The 16,138-nt window shown below is 45.5% G+C and carries 12 protein-coding genes and 1 rRNA gene; 6 read left to right on the top strand and 7 right to left on the bottom strand.

Going from position 1 to position 16,138, the window contains the following annotated elements:
- Positions 1–70: 70 nt before the first annotated feature.
- Positions 71–1,537, bottom strand: coding sequence for a 4-hydroxy-3-polyprenylbenzoate decarboxylase (gene ubiD / locus V1358_RS17635; RefSeq protein WP_347394367.1), 1,467 nt, complete (start codon positions 1,535–1,537; stop codon positions 71–73).
- 60 nt (positions 1,538–1,597) lie between these two features.
- Positions 1,598–1,915, bottom strand: coding sequence for an MliC family protein (locus V1358_RS17630; RefSeq protein ID WP_347394366.1), 318 nt, complete (start codon positions 1,913–1,915; stop codon positions 1,598–1,600).
- A 92-nt stretch (positions 1,916–2,007) separates the two neighbouring features.
- Between V1358_RS17630 and V1358_RS17625 the strand changes: the two genes are divergently transcribed.
- Both V1358_RS17625 and V1358_RS17620 read left to right on the top strand, forming a co-directional pair.
- On the top strand, positions 2,008–2,904 hold the full coding sequence (locus tag V1358_RS17625; RefSeq protein ID WP_347394365.1) for a DUF808 domain-containing protein: 897 nt from the start codon (positions 2,008–2,010) through the stop codon (positions 2,902–2,904).
- 37 nt (positions 2,905–2,941) lie between these two features.
- On the top strand, positions 2,942–4,909 hold the full coding sequence (locus V1358_RS17620; RefSeq protein WP_347394364.1) for an alpha/beta hydrolase family protein: 1,968 nt from the start codon (positions 2,942–2,944) through the stop codon (positions 4,907–4,909).
- Between the two features lie 49 nt (positions 4,910–4,958).
- Here the strand turns inward: V1358_RS17620 and V1358_RS17615 are convergent, their stop codons facing one another.
- Complete coding sequence (locus V1358_RS17615) at positions 4,959–5,792, bottom strand: tetratricopeptide repeat protein (protein ID WP_347394363.1); 834 nt, start codon at positions 5,790–5,792, stop codon at positions 4,959–4,961.
- Positions 5,793–5,906: 114 nt separating this feature from the next.
- Positions 5,907–6,497 carry a DNA-J related domain-containing protein gene (locus V1358_RS17610; protein WP_347394362.1) on the bottom strand — a complete coding sequence of 197 codons (591 nt, stop codon included), beginning with the start codon at positions 6,495–6,497 and terminating at the stop codon, positions 5,907–5,909.
- 62 nt (positions 6,498–6,559) lie between these two features.
- On the opposite strand from V1358_RS17610, the gene V1358_RS17605 reads away from it, so the two are divergent.
- Positions 6,560–9,367, top strand: a complete 2,808-nt coding sequence (locus V1358_RS17605; RefSeq protein ID WP_347394361.1) for a tetratricopeptide repeat-containing hybrid sensor histidine kinase/response regulator — start codon at positions 6,560–6,562, stop codon at positions 9,365–9,367.
- Here V1358_RS17605 and V1358_RS17600 read toward each other — a convergent pair.
- The 3 genes from V1358_RS17600 to trxA all read right to left on the bottom strand — a co-directional run bounded on the left by V1358_RS17600 (position 9,359) and on the right by trxA (position 12,545).
- Entirely contained in the window at positions 9,359–10,624 is a 1,266-nt protein-coding gene (locus tag V1358_RS17600; RefSeq protein ID WP_347394360.1) for a methyl-accepting chemotaxis protein, read from the bottom strand. The genes V1358_RS17605 and V1358_RS17600 overlap by 9 nt on opposite strands.
- Positions 10,625–10,782: 158 nt before the next feature.
- Positions 10,783–12,042: a transcription termination factor Rho gene (gene rho / locus V1358_RS17595; protein WP_347392099.1), complete on the bottom strand. Its 1,260-nt coding sequence runs from the start codon at positions 12,040–12,042 to the stop codon at positions 10,783–10,785.
- Between the two features lie 176 nt (positions 12,043–12,218).
- Positions 12,219–12,545, bottom strand: coding sequence for a thioredoxin TrxA (gene trxA / locus V1358_RS17590; protein ID WP_342680154.1), 327 nt, complete (start codon positions 12,543–12,545; stop codon positions 12,219–12,221).
- Between the two features lie 91 nt (positions 12,546–12,636).
- Here trxA and rhlB point away from each other — a divergent pair, with 91 nt between their 5' ends.
- The 3 genes from rhlB to V1358_RS17575 form a co-directional block, all read left to right on the top strand.
- Positions 12,637–13,914 carry an ATP-dependent RNA helicase RhlB gene (gene rhlB, locus V1358_RS17585; protein ID WP_347392098.1) on the top strand — a complete coding sequence of 426 codons (1,278 nt, stop codon included), beginning with the start codon at positions 12,637–12,639 and terminating at the stop codon, positions 13,912–13,914.
- Positions 13,915–13,984: 70 nt separating this feature from the next.
- Positions 13,985–15,478 carry a guanosine-5'-triphosphate,3'-diphosphate diphosphatase gene (gppA, locus tag V1358_RS17580; protein WP_347394359.1) on the top strand — a complete coding sequence of 498 codons (1,494 nt, stop codon included), beginning with the start codon at positions 13,985–13,987 and terminating at the stop codon, positions 15,476–15,478.
- Between the two features lie 541 nt (positions 15,479–16,019).
- Positions 16,020–16,138, top strand: a 16S ribosomal RNA gene (locus tag V1358_RS17575); the annotation flags it as partial.

The raw sequence follows: 16,138 nt of genomic DNA, 5'->3' as shown, positions 1-16,138 counted from the left end.
CTCATCTAAGTGAGGCCGATACTCATCGAAGTGACTCGCATCTACTGCGAGTTATAAATGTACTGAGTGGTTAGTCGATACCCAGCGAATCCCAAATTTCATCGACGCGTTGCTTGGTGGCATCGTCCATGACAATGGGTTCACCCCATTCTCTGTCTGTTTCACCTGGCCACTTATTCGTTGCGTCCATGCCCATTTTTGAACCTAGTCCTGAGACAGGCGATGCAAAGTCGAGGTAATCAATCGGGGTATTTTCGACTAAGGTTGTGTCTCGAGCGGGGTCCATACGCGTGGTGATGGCCCAAATCACGTCATTCCAATCGCGGGCATTGACGTCATCGTCACACACGATAACGAACTTGGTGTACATAAACTGGCGCAAGAATGACCATACACCCATCATCACGCGTTTGGCGTGACCGGGATATTGCTTCTTCATTGTTACCACCGCCATGCGGTAAGAACAGCCTTCGGGAGGCAAATAGAAGTCAACAATTTCAGGGAACTGTTTTTGTAAAATAGGCACGAAGACTTCGTTCAGTGCCACGCCTAAAATAGCCGGTTCATCTGGCGGCCGACCCGTATAGGTACTGTGATAAATCGGATTTTCACGATGAGTCACATGCGTGACCGTCATCACCGGGAAGTCGTCAACTTCATTGTAGTAACCAGTGTGATCGCCATAAGGGCCTTCTGGTGCTCGCTCATCTTGAGCAATGTAACCTTCAAGCACAATTTCCGCGCTGGCTGGCACTTGCAAGTCGTTGGAAATAGACTTCACGACCTCGGTTTTGCTGCCGCGTAGCAAGCCAGCAAATGCATATTCACTCAGGGTGTCAGGTACGGGTGTGACAGCACCAAGAATGGTCGCTGGATCAGCGCCAAGCGCAACAGAGACAGGATACGGTTCACCTGGATTTTCTTTACACCATTCTTGGAAGTCTAGCGCACCACCGCGATGCGATAGCCAACGCATAATTATTTTATTCTTACCAAGCAGTTGCTGGCGGTAAATACCTAAGTTTTGGCGCTTTTTATAAGGACCTTTGGTGACTGTGAGGCCCCAAGTAATGAGTGGGGCAGCATCGCCTGGCCAACAATGTTGGATTGGCAATTTAGTCAAATCCACATCATCACCGCTGAGTACAACCTGTTGGCAAGATGCTTTTTTCACTTCTTTTGCTGGCATGTTGAGCACTTGCTTGAATACGGGGATTTGCCCGAGTGCTTCTCTAATGCCTTTTGGTGGCTCAGGCTCTTTTAAGAACGCCAGTAACTTTCCGACTTCGCGCAGAGCTTCGACATTGTCTTGGCCCATACCTAAGGCAACACGCTCAGGTGTACCGAAGAGGTTAGCGAGTACTGGAATATCAAAACCTTTCGGGTTCTCAAATAACAAAGCCGGACCTTTGGCACGCAAGGTTCGGTCGGCAATTTCTGTCATTTCAAGGTGAGTGCTGATTGGCTGGCTGATCCGCTTGAGTTCACCGCGTTCTTCAAGTAACGCGATAAAGTCTCTCAGGTCTTTATATTTCATTGCGCCCCTAATAAGCAATTAGTGTTTCCAGCATTATACTTGATGGTGGCGCAAAAGCGATCAATCACTGCGGTGGCAATGCCAAGTTTCGTTATTGATCATCAATATAGCGTCGTTGCCCTTACTCCAAAAACTCATGCTCTCATGAGTGAACTGAGCTCCCGATGCTGTGCGCTCGCCATTGAGTTGATAAACGTCGCTATCAATTTTAATTTCAGCACTGTTGTCAGCGTACTCCACCGTAAAAACTGCCCCAGTATTACAGCGAAAGAACTCAGCGGGGCTCTTTTGCGCGCTGTCTGAAACCTGCTTATCACAGCCAAACAGGCAGAGCAGGGGGATTATCAGCATAAGCGTGATAATACGCTGGGCACTCATATTCATTGCTCCGTATTTATGGACAAGATTAGTGTAGCGTATTAGGTTAACAACTGTAGGAGAATGACAACATTACAACAAAGGAATAATCGATGGCAGGTGCGAGCTTACTGACTTTACTAGACGACATCACGGCATTACTCGACGACATCGCAACCATGAGTAAGGTTGCAACTAAAAAAACGGCGGGTGTACTGGGTGATGATCTTGCCTTAAATGCGCAGCAAGTTTCGGGAGTTAACGCCGATAGAGAATTACCGGTAGTATGGGCGGTGGCGAAAGGTTCGATGTTGAACAAGGCCATATTAGTGCCTGCTGCTTTACTCATAAGCGCCTTTATTCCTTGGCTGATCACCCCCTTACTTATGCTGGGTGGCTTATTTTTATGTTTTGAAGGCGCAGAGAAACTAGTCCATGGAAAAGAGCATCAGGCCGAACAGCCAGCGGTTAATGAACCGCTAACGCCTGAAGCTGAGAAAGAAAAAATTAAAGGCGCCATTCGTACCGACTTTATTCTCTCAGCGGAGATTATCGTGATTTCCTTAGGCACAGTTGCCGCTGCGAGTTTTATTAATCAAGTATTAGTTCTATCTGTTATTGCAGTCGTGATGACCGTGGGTGTGTATGGCTTGGTGGCGGGTATCGTAAAGTTGGATGATGCAGGCTTGTATTTGTTGCAACGAGGTGTGGCAACGAAAAACTCGATTAGCAGAGCGCTCGGCAGGTTCCTGCTGGTATTGGCTCCTTGGCTAATGAAAGTCTTGGCTATTGTGGGCACAGCGGCAATGTTTCTAGTGGGTGGCGGCATCATAGTTCATGGCATTGAGCCTCTGCATCATTTAGTAAGCCATTGGGGAGAAGTTGCTGCGCAGCACAGTTCTGTGCTGGAGGGATTGATTGGGATTGCTGCAAATGGTGTAGTTGGGTTAGTATCTGGTTTTGTTACTGTGTTGTTAATGGGCTTAGTTAAGCGTATAAAAAAACAATAAGTATTAAAGCGTTAGAAAAAACTCAAGGAGAGTACCAATGAAAATCTTAGTCGGCCTGCTACTGGGAGCAATGGCCAGCTTTGCCCATGGCCAAGACACGAAGGATGCAAAAGAAAGTCTCATACCCATCGATACATTTTCTCGTGATGTTAAATACCATTCAATTAAGTTATCGCCAAATGGCGACTATTTAGGGGTGATGACGAAGCAAGAAGGTAAAGACGTTTTAATTATCCTCGATACAAAAGAATTTAAAATGCATCATGGTGTGCGCTTTCCTGGGAATGCACAAGTTGGTGAATATCATTGGGTTAACAATGAGCGTGTTGTACTCAGTAAAGAATATATCCGAGGCTGGCAGGAACACCCGCAGTATCACGGAGAGTTATTTGGTGTGAACGTAGATGGTTCGAGAGGGAAATACCTTGTCGGTTACCAAGGAGAGCAGCAGTTAGGGAGTCGCACCAAAAAAGCTACGCCACTTTACGGAACTTCATACGTGTTGGACCCATTGGTGGATGATGAAGATAAAATGCTTATCGTTACTTATCCTTGGACCTCGTCAAATGAGCCTCACACTATCGTATATGAGGTAGATGTTCACCGCGGTACGCGCAAGAAAATTATGCGCTCTCCTTCACGCATGGCACAATTTCTAACGGATGAGCAAGGTGAAGTTCGAGTGTCTGTATCCACAGACAGCTCCAGTTACCAAAAAGTACATATCCGCAATCTGGAACTTGATGAGTGGCAGGAACTACAACAGGATGACATGGATTTGTCAGACATTCGACTGCACGGATTCAATTTAAAAGGCGACATTGTTTACGCCAGTGCCTCAAAGCAAGGCGAGCCCTCAGGTTTGTATAAGCTGAATCTAGAAACAAAAGAATATGAGTTGGTTTACAGCGAGGAAAATGTCTCTCCGAGTAAAATATGGGTAGATGATGTCCATAAGTCTGTATTTGCCATCGAGTACGAAGCTCAGTATCCGACCTATGCCTTTGTCGATGCGCAGGCTCCTATGAGCCAACGGCTAAAAGGTCTTTTGCAAGCAATTCCAGGTCGTCAAGTACGCATAGTGAGTAGTACCAAAGATGGCAATATGAGCGTTGTTTGGGCCGGCAGTGACCGTCACCCTAGTAGTTATTACCTTTACAACGGCGAGACGAATAACCTCTCCTTTTTATTCTCCTCTCGTTCGTGGGTAGATGTCGAGAAAATGGCAGAAACCACTCCGATTGAGTTTAAAGCACGCGACGGTCTGCATTTATATGGTTACTTTACTGCGCCGCATGGGAAAGAGTTAAAAGATTTGCCTCTCGTTGTGCTGCCCCACGGTGGCCCGCATGGTCCAAGAGATTGGTGGGGATTTGATCCAGATGTACAATTACTTGCTAGCCGGGGAATAGCCGTCCTACAAGTGAATTTCCGTGGCTCTGGCGGTTTCGGTGGGAACTTCGAGCGTGCCGGTTATCGAAAGTGGGGCAGTGACATCCAACATGACATTATAGATGGTGTGAACTATGTTGCCTCGCAAGGTTGGGTAAACAAGGAGAACATGTGCATTATGGGTTCTAGTTTCGGCGCCTATTCCGCACTACAGAGCGCTATTCTTGAACCAGACATGTTTAAATGTGCAGTGGGCGTAGTCGGCGTCTATGATTTGCCGTTGATGTTTGAAGAGGGAGATATATCCGAGCGCTCGAGCGGCCTTGGTTACTTGAGAAAAGTCCTAGGCGAGGATGAGGCAGAGCTTAAGGCATTTTCACCAAGTTACAATATAGATAAACTCAAAGCCCCCGTGCTGATTGTTCACGGTGGCGAAGATGAGCGAGCGCCAATTGAGCAAGCTGAATCCTTAATAGAAGCAATGAAAAAAGCTGAACACCCGTATCAATATGTCTTGCTCGAGGATGAGGGGCATGGTTTCTATAATGAAGCACACCGACTGCAATATTATAAGCAGGTGATGGCATTTTTAGACCAACACCTCATGTTGTAAATAAAAAAAGCCCAGCATATGCTGGGCTTTGTTATCCTGCCGTGTGACATCAATCACACTGTTCTAGCGCTACGAGTGCTTTGTCGTGGCCTTGCTTGGCTGCTTGGTTAAACCAGAAACACGCTTGCTTTTGATTTGCAGTGGCGCCTTGGCCTGCTAGATACATATCGCCTAGATTGTATTGGGCCCAGCTATCTCCTTGGTCCGCGCCTTCCTGAAAAGCTGCCATAGCCTCTTCAAATGCACCTTGTTGGTACAAATCAATGCCACGCTGATTGGCCTTGTTGGGAATGGTTCTGGTGTAAATAGGCTTTGGTTTAGGCAGAGGTCGCACTATACCGCCTTGGATGTAGATGTTATTTGGGCGATGGACTGCATAGATGGCACCAGTGCTAAAGTACTTTGCTAGCGCTGTGCGTGGCAAGGTTAGCGGCTTATTCGCAAAGTAACTTTGGTACATTAAATTGTCCATGCTAATTGCTTTCATCACTGCGCCCTTGCGCTTGTAATTCACCGTTCCTACTTTGAGAGCAATTATGTCTTTGTCGACTTTACTTACTTGGAACACCTTATAGCCGAGGCGTTGTGGTTCATTAAGTGCTTTGTTCAACTTCGCTTGGTCTATCAACAAGACGTCATAAACCTGTGGTTCTGTAAGTATTGCCAATTGCAGTTTTTGTTGTTCGAGGTGCTGGTGGTAGAGATAGAATCCGCCTATGAGTGTGAACCAAATCGCAAGGCTATGAATACTGGCCCATAGAAACCAGCTTTTCACTCCTTGATTGGGTAAGCCCAACGGAATCAAAGGAATGGGACCTAAGCTAATTAGCGAGTAGTTTCGCTGTTCGCTCTCACGCGTTGAACCCGGTAAGTGAATTGCCATGATAAGTCCCTATATGAAGCGCTTAAAACCACTTTATAAAAGGTAACTAATGCTAGCAAAAGATATTTGTAAGCTTCTGTTTCTGAATACTTTTAGATAGAGCAGTGTTTACACTTACAGACTTCGACAATGGCTCAGTAAGCATTGATATTCAGAGTGAATTTCTTTGAAAATGTGATGATCACCCGAGTGTTTGTCGGGGTGATATTGACTGGCCAGTGCTCGCCAGCGCTTTTTGACTCTGACTATGTCCAAAGGCAGTTCCAACTGCCAACGCTCATTGAGCTTGTTGAGCTTTTCTGAACTGAGCTTTTTACTGCTCAATCGCGAAGTGAACTGTGAAAGTAATTTAGCTACTTCTTCGTTCGAGAGGTTATAATTCTGCCAGTCCAAATAGTAGCTTTTTAGGGCTTCTTCGCAACTGGGTAAACGCGGTGAATAATCGTAAATCAGTTGAATATGTAAGCTAGATATGGATAAATAACAACCATCAGATAGAAAGTCTTCTTGCAGTTGGAACAGCGCATTCATGATAAGGAAATTCCGTTGCGCAAGTTCGGTGAGTTCACTCGTACGCAATTGCGGCAGTGCCTTTAGCTTGATTAGGTGCGCTGCCAATTCATGAACTTTCCACACCCTACCTTCTACCAGTAGAGGCAGAATGTCATTGGCGAGAGGGTTCGGTTGTTTATTGTTAGTTGGCATGGTCATCATCATGTAAAAGTGTAGCTGATACACATTAATTGAAAAAGACAACGTGGATTTAAATGATGTCGCAAAGGAAGCAGTACTTTTTAATAGTTGTAAGTCTCGTTATCAGTGCGGCTTTTTCACCTTGTCACGCATATACCCATGCTGATCCCCTCGCCGAAATCCTCGAAGGTCCAGAAGAACAACAATTACAAAACGCATTGGCAATTCAGCAAGCTAGTCTTACTAAAGCTCAGCAATTGGAGGTCACCGGCTTTATTGCAGAGCAGTACTTCGCCCGCAATGAATACCAAAAAGCAATCCGCCACTTTTTAAAAGCCGAGCAGTTAGCTGCGGATTTAGAGCTTCTCCCAAAACAAGCCAAATATGCCAAGATGCAAGGCGTTGCAACCTACTATCGTGGTTACTATGTCAGTGCTGTGGAGAGTTATGAACGTGCTTTGCGATTATTCGAGCTGGCGGAGGAGCCTCTTCAACAAGCACATCTATATAACAACATCGGCCTAGCGTACTCCCGTGCTGAGCGGTTCGAAAAAGCGATTGAAAATTATGAAATGGCAAAAGCGCTGTATGCTCTTTATGGCTCTGAACAGGACAAAGCTGATATCAATCACAATATCGCAGGTGTGTATATTGAAAGTGATAGGTTTGAAGCTGCATTAGCGCTATATCGTAATGTTTCCGAGACCTTCGAGCGATTAGGTGACGTGACGGGTCTCGCCCAAATGCACTCAAATTTAGGGGTGATTTATCGTAATTTAGGGCGTCCACAGGAAGCGGCTAAGGAATACAAACGCGCACTCTCACTGCTTGAGCAAACAGATGACACCATGAGCTTGAATCACACCACCATGAATTTGGCGAATTTGTACTTTATGGGCGGTCAATATGATGAAGCACTCGCGTTGCTCGAGCAAGCAAATACTCACAGCGAGGAAATTGAGTATCAACGGGGCCGAGTGACCGCCCATGAAATTAAAGCCAAGGTGTTGTTTGCACAAGGTGATTATTCTGCGGCTGAAGCTGCATTGCAGCGGGCATATGAGTTGGCTGAACAAGGCGAGCTTGAGCAAGGCAATACAGAGGTGGCGCCGCAGCGAACTTATCTTATCGAGTTATTGTTGGCAGCGGCACAGGGCAAAAATACGCAAGCGATAGAGCTCTACACAAAATATGAACGAGAGCGAGACGATGAGCTCAACAAAGCGGTGTCGAGTCGCTTAAACGACTTCTATGCCAAGTACAATAATAATCAGCTACAGCAACAAGTTGATTCATTAAAGCAGCAACAAAAAATTGATCGCCTGGCTGCCCAGCAGCGCAATGTTTTCACTTGGTTGGTGACTGGGCTGCTGCTACTCAGCGGTATTATTGGGGTATTGATGTATCGCCGGGCGGCTGAGCGCCGAGCAAGCGCCGAGCTTGAGCAAAAAGTGCAACAACGTACGCAGGAGCTCGAAGATTTGGCGCATCAGCTGCGTTCTGCTAACGAAATTAAAAGTCAGTTTTTAGCGAACATTAGCCATGAAATACGCACGCCGTTGACCTCTATCATGGGCCAAGCCGAGGCGATTATTCAAGGTGATGTGCCTGATCACGAAGTACCAAAAGAACTGCGTGTGATTTACAACAACAGTCAGCACCTTGGCGAATTAATTAATGATGTGTTGGACCTAAGTAAAATTGAGGCCAACAAATTAGAGCTGGTGATTACCCCGGTAAGTATTGCGTCTTTGCTAGCTGATATTGACGCCATGTTCTCACCCAGTGCTCTACAAAAAGGCATTAGTTTTGACATCGTCAACGAACTTAAGCCTCGGGCAGGAGCTAATCTAGACTACATACGTGTGAAACAGGTGCTCGTGAATTTGTGCTCAAACGCAGTGAAGTTTACCGAGCAAGGTCACGTTACTTTAAAGGTGTCACAGAACGATAAAGGGTTGATGTTCTGCATCGAAGACACGGGCATTGGCATCGCGCCAGACAAGTTAGACGCAATTTTCACGAATTTTAGCCAAGGTGACAACTCCATCACCCGTCGCTTTGGTGGTACTGGGCTAGGGCTCAGTCTATCGCAGCAATTAGCTCTTATTATGGAAGGTGAAATCAGCGTAACGTCTACTTTAGGTGAGGGCAGTCGTTTTTGTTTCTTGCTGCCTTGTGAGTTGTTAGAGCTCGCACCGGAGCAGTATAAAAAATTAGTGCCTTACTATGCTTCGAGTTTTAGTGGAAATGTGTTGTTGGCGGAAGATCACCCTGACAACAGACGCTTGATCGAGCGTATCTTACGTAACCTAGGCGTCACGGTGATCAGTGCACAAAACGGCGAACAAGCTGTTGAGCTCGCATTGGCTCACAATCCAGACCTCGTATTAATGGATATTCAGATGCCGGTCATGGATGGGCTAGGAGCGTTGGCGTTACTCAAAGAGTGTGGCTTCAACAACCCTATTATTGCGCTGACAGCCAATGCTATGACGCATGAAATTGAGCACTATAAACAGGTTGGCTTCTCCGGGCATTTGGCAAAACCCATAGACAAAATGCAGTTTTGTGAAGTGTTGGAGCGTTATCTTCAAATTGACTACCAAGATGTTGAGTTGTCACAAGTGGATATTAGCGATTTGCGTTTGAGTTTTGAGCAGAGCTTACCGGATGAAATTGAGCAGCTTCTCAATGCACATAAAGCCAAAGATTTAGAAAAATTCAAGCGCATTGCTCATCGCCTTTCTGGCGCTGCGAAGATGTTTGCAAGTGAACAGTTGTCGCACCTTATCGACGATATAGAGCGTGCAGCGAAATTTGAGGATCATGAACATCTAATGCTGTTATTGGACGATCTTAAAGCCGCCCAATCAGAATAGCTCAATCGAGCTTGAGTCGTCATTATCAGCACGCTCAGTTCTACCATTATCATCTGTGGATATATGTTTGCGGGTGGGATCGTATCTTTTTGTCGTGTCGTTATGTTGCTCTGAAGTGACAAATAAATGTACTTTTTCATCGATAGAGTGAGCCAAATTCAATAAGTCGTTAGAGGAAACGGACTGAATGCGAGAGCTAGAGAGTGCGTCACTGTTGAGTTCCTGCATCGCATCAACATAATCTTGTGCTTGTGCTGATACCTGATGTTGCTGATCTAGTTGGCCTTGAATTTGTTGTGAACGTGAGCTGATGGCTGCCATCGATTCTTCTATTTGATCCACCTCAGACGTTGTTTGTGCTGACAGCTCAGCGGTGCTCTGAGTGAGTTCAATACTTTGTTGCATTAACTCCGTTACACTCGACGTTCCTTGCTGAATGCGCTGAACCATCTCACGGACTTCTCCCGTCGATTTTGTTGTGCGGGCTGCAAGGTGGCGAACTTCGTCTGCGACAACTGCAAATCCTCGACCCATTTCACCGGCGCGAGCGGCTTCTATTGCTGCATTTAATGCCAGTAAATTAGTTTGCTCGGCAATAGAGTTAATAACGTCAATAACAGAGCTTATTTGGTCGCTATCTTTACGAAGTTCAGCAAGTTCCTCGCTGGTTCTTGTAATGCGTTCTGACAGTTGGTTTTGACTGCGTTGGCTGTTATCTGCGTCGAGCTTGGCTTTCTTTATTGAGTTGGTTGCAGAGTTTAAGGAGCTAAAAATGTCGTCTAAACCTTCACTGACTTGCGAAGTGATTGCCAGCATATCATTGAATGCTTGTGCCATACTCTCACCATGCGCGCTCTGCATGGTCGCTTTTTGGGTCACCGAGGTATAGGTGTCTTTGAGCTCATCTGCCATCGGTGTTAAACGAGCGGCACTTGCGTGAATTTCTAAAATGAGGTGCTCTATGGTTGCTAGGCAGGTGTTTAAAATTAGGTAATAGCTCGGCGCATGCTTGGTTTCTTCAAACCGAAAACTCACATTGACCCGCTCACCGTCGATCAAATTACTAATAAGCTGGTTCATTGCTTCTTGGTCTTGGTTTGTCACCACTTTTTTGCTGTAAGTAAATATGGCAACGACTAAAAGCGTTGGAATTAACAGCAAAACCATATGTAAAATTGAGTCGGTAAAGTAGCTCGCAAGCACGACTTGCAGCACACAACATATACCAGAAACCGCGAGAAGCTTTCCAAGTGTCATTATTATATTCAATTAGTTAGGGGCTAAACTAAGGTATAGACTAGGAATGGGGTCTTTTCCAAGGCAGGAAGGGATTTACTGTGAATAGGGTCTTTATTGCGGATATTAAAAAAGCCACGGCATCATGTGATGCGGTGGCTTTTTAACGAAGCGCAGAGTTACTTGCGTTTCATTGAATCGAAGAACTCGTCATTGGTCTTGCACATTGCCAGTTTGTCGATCAAGAACTCCATTGCATCGATTTCAGACATATCATGCACAATCTTGCGTAAGATCCACATCTTTTGCAGCTCGTCAGTCTTCGTCAATAACTCTTCACGACGAGTACCTGAGCGGTTGAAATCAATCGCTGGGAATACACGCTTTTCAGCAATCTTACGATTGAGGTGCAGTTCCATGTTACCTGTACCTTTAAATTCTTCGTAGATTACTTCGTCCATCTTAGAGCCAGTATCAATTAGCGCGGTTGCGATGATGGTCAAACTACCACCTTCCTCAACGTTACGTGCCGCACCGAAGAAGCGTTTTGGTTTGTGTAGTGCGTTAGCATCCACACCACCAGTAAGCACTTTGCCTGATGACGGAATTACGGTGTTGTATGCACGAGCTAGACGGGTAATTGAATCCAGAAGAATAATTACGTCCTTCTTATGCTCTACAAGGCGTTTTGCTTTTTCGATTACCATTTCTGCAACTTGGACGTGACGGCTTGCAGGTTCATCGAAGGTTGACGCAACTACTTCACCTTTTACAAGGCGCTGCATCTCGGTTACTTCTTCAGGGCGTTCATCGATAAGCAATACCATCAATTCACAATCAGGGTGATTGTGGCTGATTGATTGAGCGATGTTTTGTAGCAACATGGTTTTACCGGCTTTTGGCGGTGCAACCAATAGGCCACGCTGACCTTTACCAATCGGTGCTGCAAGGTCAATCACTCGCGCTGTGATGTCTTCCGTACTACCGTTACCTCGCTCCATACGCAAACGTTCGTTGGCGTGCAAAGGAGTTAAGTTTTCGAATAAAATTTTAGTACGTGAGTTTTCCGGCTTGTCGAAGTTTACTTCGTTTACTTTAAGTAGCGCGAAGTAACGTTCACCATCTTTAGGTGGACGAATCAGACCTGCAATACTGTCACCTGTGCGCAAACTGAAGCGACGGATTTGGCTAGGTGATACATAAATATCATCTGGACCAGCTAGGTACGAAGCTTCTGAGCTACGTAGGAATCCGAAACCATCTTGCAGGATTTCTAATACACCGCCACCGAAAATGTTTTCGCCGCTTTTCGCGTGCGCTTTCAGGATGGCAAAGATAATGTCTTGTTTTCTAAGGCGGGCTACGTTTTCTAAGCCCATAGACTCAGCTAGGTTTACAAGTTCTTTTATAGACTTGTCTTTCAGTTCGCGTAAATGCATATTGGTGGGTTCTTTAACTATTTATCGACTCGAAATGGAACTATTCCGAGAGAGGTTTTTGGATAAACTTGGAATTGTTGGAGTAATAAACTAGCAGCTCAGTGGCGCATCGTCCAGTCTTTATACATAAATGATGTATAAAAAAAGGGCTGACGCCCTTTTCTTATTGTGTTTGCTTAGATGTTGTTCTCAAGGAACTCAACTAATTGCGCTTTAGAAAGTGCACCCACTTTCGTCGCAGCTACTTGACCATCTTTGAATAGTAGTAGCGTTGGAATACCGCGAATACCAAACTTAGGTGGTGTGCCAGCATTTTGGTCAATGTTCAATTTACCGATAGTTACACGGCCTTCAAACTCGCCAGCTACGTCGTCAAGGATAGGGGCAATCATTTTACAAGGTCCGCACCATTCAGCCCAAAAGTCGACTAGTACAGGTTTGTCTGATTGCATTACGTCAGCATCAAAGCTGTCGTCAGTTAATTGGATAATTTTATCGCTCATCACGTTCTCCGTTAAATTTGGCGAATTTATTTAGTGCGTATTTAAACACTCTTGTTTCTTATTGCAAGTTTAAGCGTTATGCTTTATCGCTATGAATAAGACACATTTAACCGATAAAAAATTTGCAGACTTTGCTTTAGCACCGGAAGTGGTTGCCGGATTGCAAGCAAGTGGCTTTGAATACTGCACGCCAATTCAGGCGCAGTGTATGCCTTATGTAGTTGAAGGCCGCGATATTGCGGGTCAAGCACAAACTGGCACAGGCAAAACACTGGCGTTTCTAACCGCCACTTGCCATCACTTATTGCAGAGTCAAAAGCCGTCGGGTCAGCAACCAAGAGCCCTGATCATGGCTCCCACGAGGGAGCTTGCGATTCAGATACATAAAGATGCAAAAATCTTGGCACCGCACTGCAACCTTAATCTAGGTTTACTATATGGTGGCGAAGATTACGAAAAACAACGGGCGCAACTTGAAAAAGGTGTCGATATTTTAATTGGCACTACAGGTCGCTTGATAGACCTGTATAAGCAAGGCGCTTACACCCTTAATAACATTGAGGTTGTGGTGCTTGATGAAGCTGATCGTATGTTCGACCTCGGCTTTATTAAAGACATCCGTTATATGTATCGACGCATGCCAGAAGCGCATGAACGTTTGAACCTATTATTTTCGGCGACCTTGTCTTATCGCGTTCAGGAATTGGCGTTCGAACATATGACGAACCCAGAGCATGTGCAAATTGAACCCGATGTAAAAACGGGTAAACGCATTCAGGAAGAGCTGTTTCATCCGTCTCAAAATGACAAAATGAAGCTGCTTCTGACTCTTATCGAAGAGGAATGGCCTGAAAAAGCGATTGTGTTCGCAAACACTAAACATGTTTGTGAAGAACTCTACGCTTGGTTGCAAGCCGATGGGCATCGTGTTGGTTTATTGACGGGTGATGTAAATCAGAAGAAACGTCAGTCTACTTTGGCACAATTTGCGAAGGGAAGTTTAGATGTATTAGTTGCAACCGACGTTGCTGCTCGTGGTCTACATATTCCTGAAGTAAGCCATGTGTTTAACTATGATCTACCTGATGACTGCGAAGATTATGTGCACCGCATTGGTCGTACAGGTCGTGCAGGCGCTTCAGGTCATGCAATTAGCTTTGCATGCGAACAATATGCTTACAACCTTCAAGAAATTGAAGATTACATTGAGCATAGTATTCCGGTATCGCATTATGATAAAACAGCGTTATTGGATGACTTAACGGTACCAAAAGCGACAAAACGCAGAGGGCCGCAAGGACGTTCACGTTCTAATAATCAAGGACACGGACATGGGCAAGGGCGCCGCCGCCATGGGCAGGGCCGCTAGCTCACAAGCATAATAACAATGCTACATGCTTTAGCTTGGTCGCAAGGCCAAGCTTATTTGAGGTAACTACATGGTGAATTCTTCTCTCCAAGATGACCTATACGCGGTCATTGACCTTGGTTCCAACAGCTTCCACATGTTGATTGCGAAAACCGTTGCTGGTTCATTGCAAACTATCGGGCGTGTCAAACGTAAAGTACGCTTAGCCGCAGGGCTTGATGAGCATATGCTGCTGAGCCGAGAAGCAATGGAGCGGGGATGGGAATGCTTAGCCTTGTTTGCCGAACGATTACAGGATATACCCGCCTCTCAAGTACACATCGTGGCAACAGCGACATTGCGCTTAGCGACCAATGCTGACGAATTCAAAGAAAGAGCGGAACAGATCTTAGGTCACCCAATTAACGTTATTAGTGGTGAAGAAGAAGCGAAGACCATATACCAGGGCGTAGCTCACACATCCGCTTGCTCGGGCAAGCAGCTGGTCATTGATATTGGTGGTGCCAGTACTGAAATTGTCATCGGTGAAGGCCAACAAGCTATCCACTACACAAGCTTGCACATGGGGTGTGTCACGTATCTTGAAACTTATTTCAAAGATGGCTTGCTGAGTGATGCTAACTACGATGCCGCTATCAGAGCTGCGAAACAAACGTTAGCGCCCATCATTGAACAATACATTGCGACTGGCTGGGACTATGCTGCAGGTGCATCGGGTACGGTGCAAGCAATTCAGGAAATTATGGTCGCCCAGCGACAAGATGAAACTCTTACGCTAGATAAATTGCACGACATCCGCGAACTCACCACGCAATATAACTCGATAGATGAACTTCAGCTGCCAGGTTTGAGTGAAGAGCGTCGTTTGGTGTTTGTATCGGGTTTGGCGATTCTCATCAGTATTTTTGAGTGTTTACAAGTACGCGCGATGGGGTTAGCTGGTGGAGCGTTACGAGAAGGTGTGTTGTATAACATGATCCCTCAACTGCAACGCCAAGACATTCGCCAGCGCACCATTGATAGTTTTTTAACGCGCTATCATGTAGATAGAAAGCAAGCCGAGCGAGTGGCATGTATTTCTCAACTACTCATAGAGCAACTTAAAGAGCAATGGCAATTAGGTGATACAGAGGTCGCACTTTTGTCGGCGGCAGCGATGTTACATGAATTAGGGCTATTGATTGAATATAAGCAATACCCAAGACACGGTGCCTACATATTAAGAAATACCGACATGCCGGGTTTTACTCGCCAACAGCATTCACTCGTCGCTCAACTAGTTCGCTTCCACAAAGGTGATGTAAGTGAAGATGCTTTTGAGTCGTTAGGCGCTCATGAACGCCTTGCCACGCTTCTTGTGAGAATTCTACGACTGGCAGTTACTTTATCTATGCGTCGTAAAGATGATGTTTTGCCTGAACTGACTATTGAAGAAAGTGCAGACGAACTGACCCTGCATATAGACAAGCAATGGTTAACCTCACATCCGCTTATGCTAAGTGAGTTACAGCAAGAAGCTATCTATCAGCGAAATGCTGGCTGGAAACTAACCATCAGCCAATAAAACCCTCCTCAAAAAGCCACCAATAGGTGGCTTTTTGTATGTTTTTGAGCCGTTATGCTCATTTTAAACGCAAACGATCCATTTTTAGCAATTTTCTTTAAAAAAGGGGTTGCGTCAAAATCGAATCTCCCTATAATGCGACCCCACTGAGACGGCAGTCAGCAACGCATAGCGAGGCGCTAGCAACTCAGGGAGTCAAGTAAAACTCAGTTTTAAGAAACTTTAAATTTTCTCAAAATTAAGTGTTGACAACAAAGCAGGGTTGAGTAGAATGCACAGCCCTCGAGACACGAAAGAGTCTCGAAACCGGGTAACCGGACTGTTCTTTAAAAATATGAAGCAATCATCTGTGTGGGCACTCGTACAGGTTGAGTTCTAACAGCAGATTCTAGTTCGCTAGATGACGCAAACAAATTTAGAGTCTCAATTGAACTGAGTGACCAACGGAAACAAGTTTACTTGTTTCAGCACAGTCAATTCGATTCGAAAGAATCAAAATCAGAATTCAATGAGCGCCGAATCTTCGGATTCACAAAACTTTTAATTGAAGAGTTTGATCATGGCTCAGATTGAACGCTGGCGGCAGGCCTAACACATGCAAGTCGAGCGGTAACATTTCTAGCTTGCTAGAAGATGACGAGCGGCGGACGGGTGAGTAAT

The sequence above is a fragment of the Pseudoalteromonas pernae genome (assembly GCF_039831865.1).
Taxonomy (GTDB): Bacteria; Pseudomonadota; Gammaproteobacteria; order Enterobacterales; family Alteromonadaceae; genus Pseudoalteromonas; species Pseudoalteromonas pernae.
Note: the sequence above shows the minus strand (reverse complement) of the source record. Positions and strands in the feature narration are given on the sequence as shown.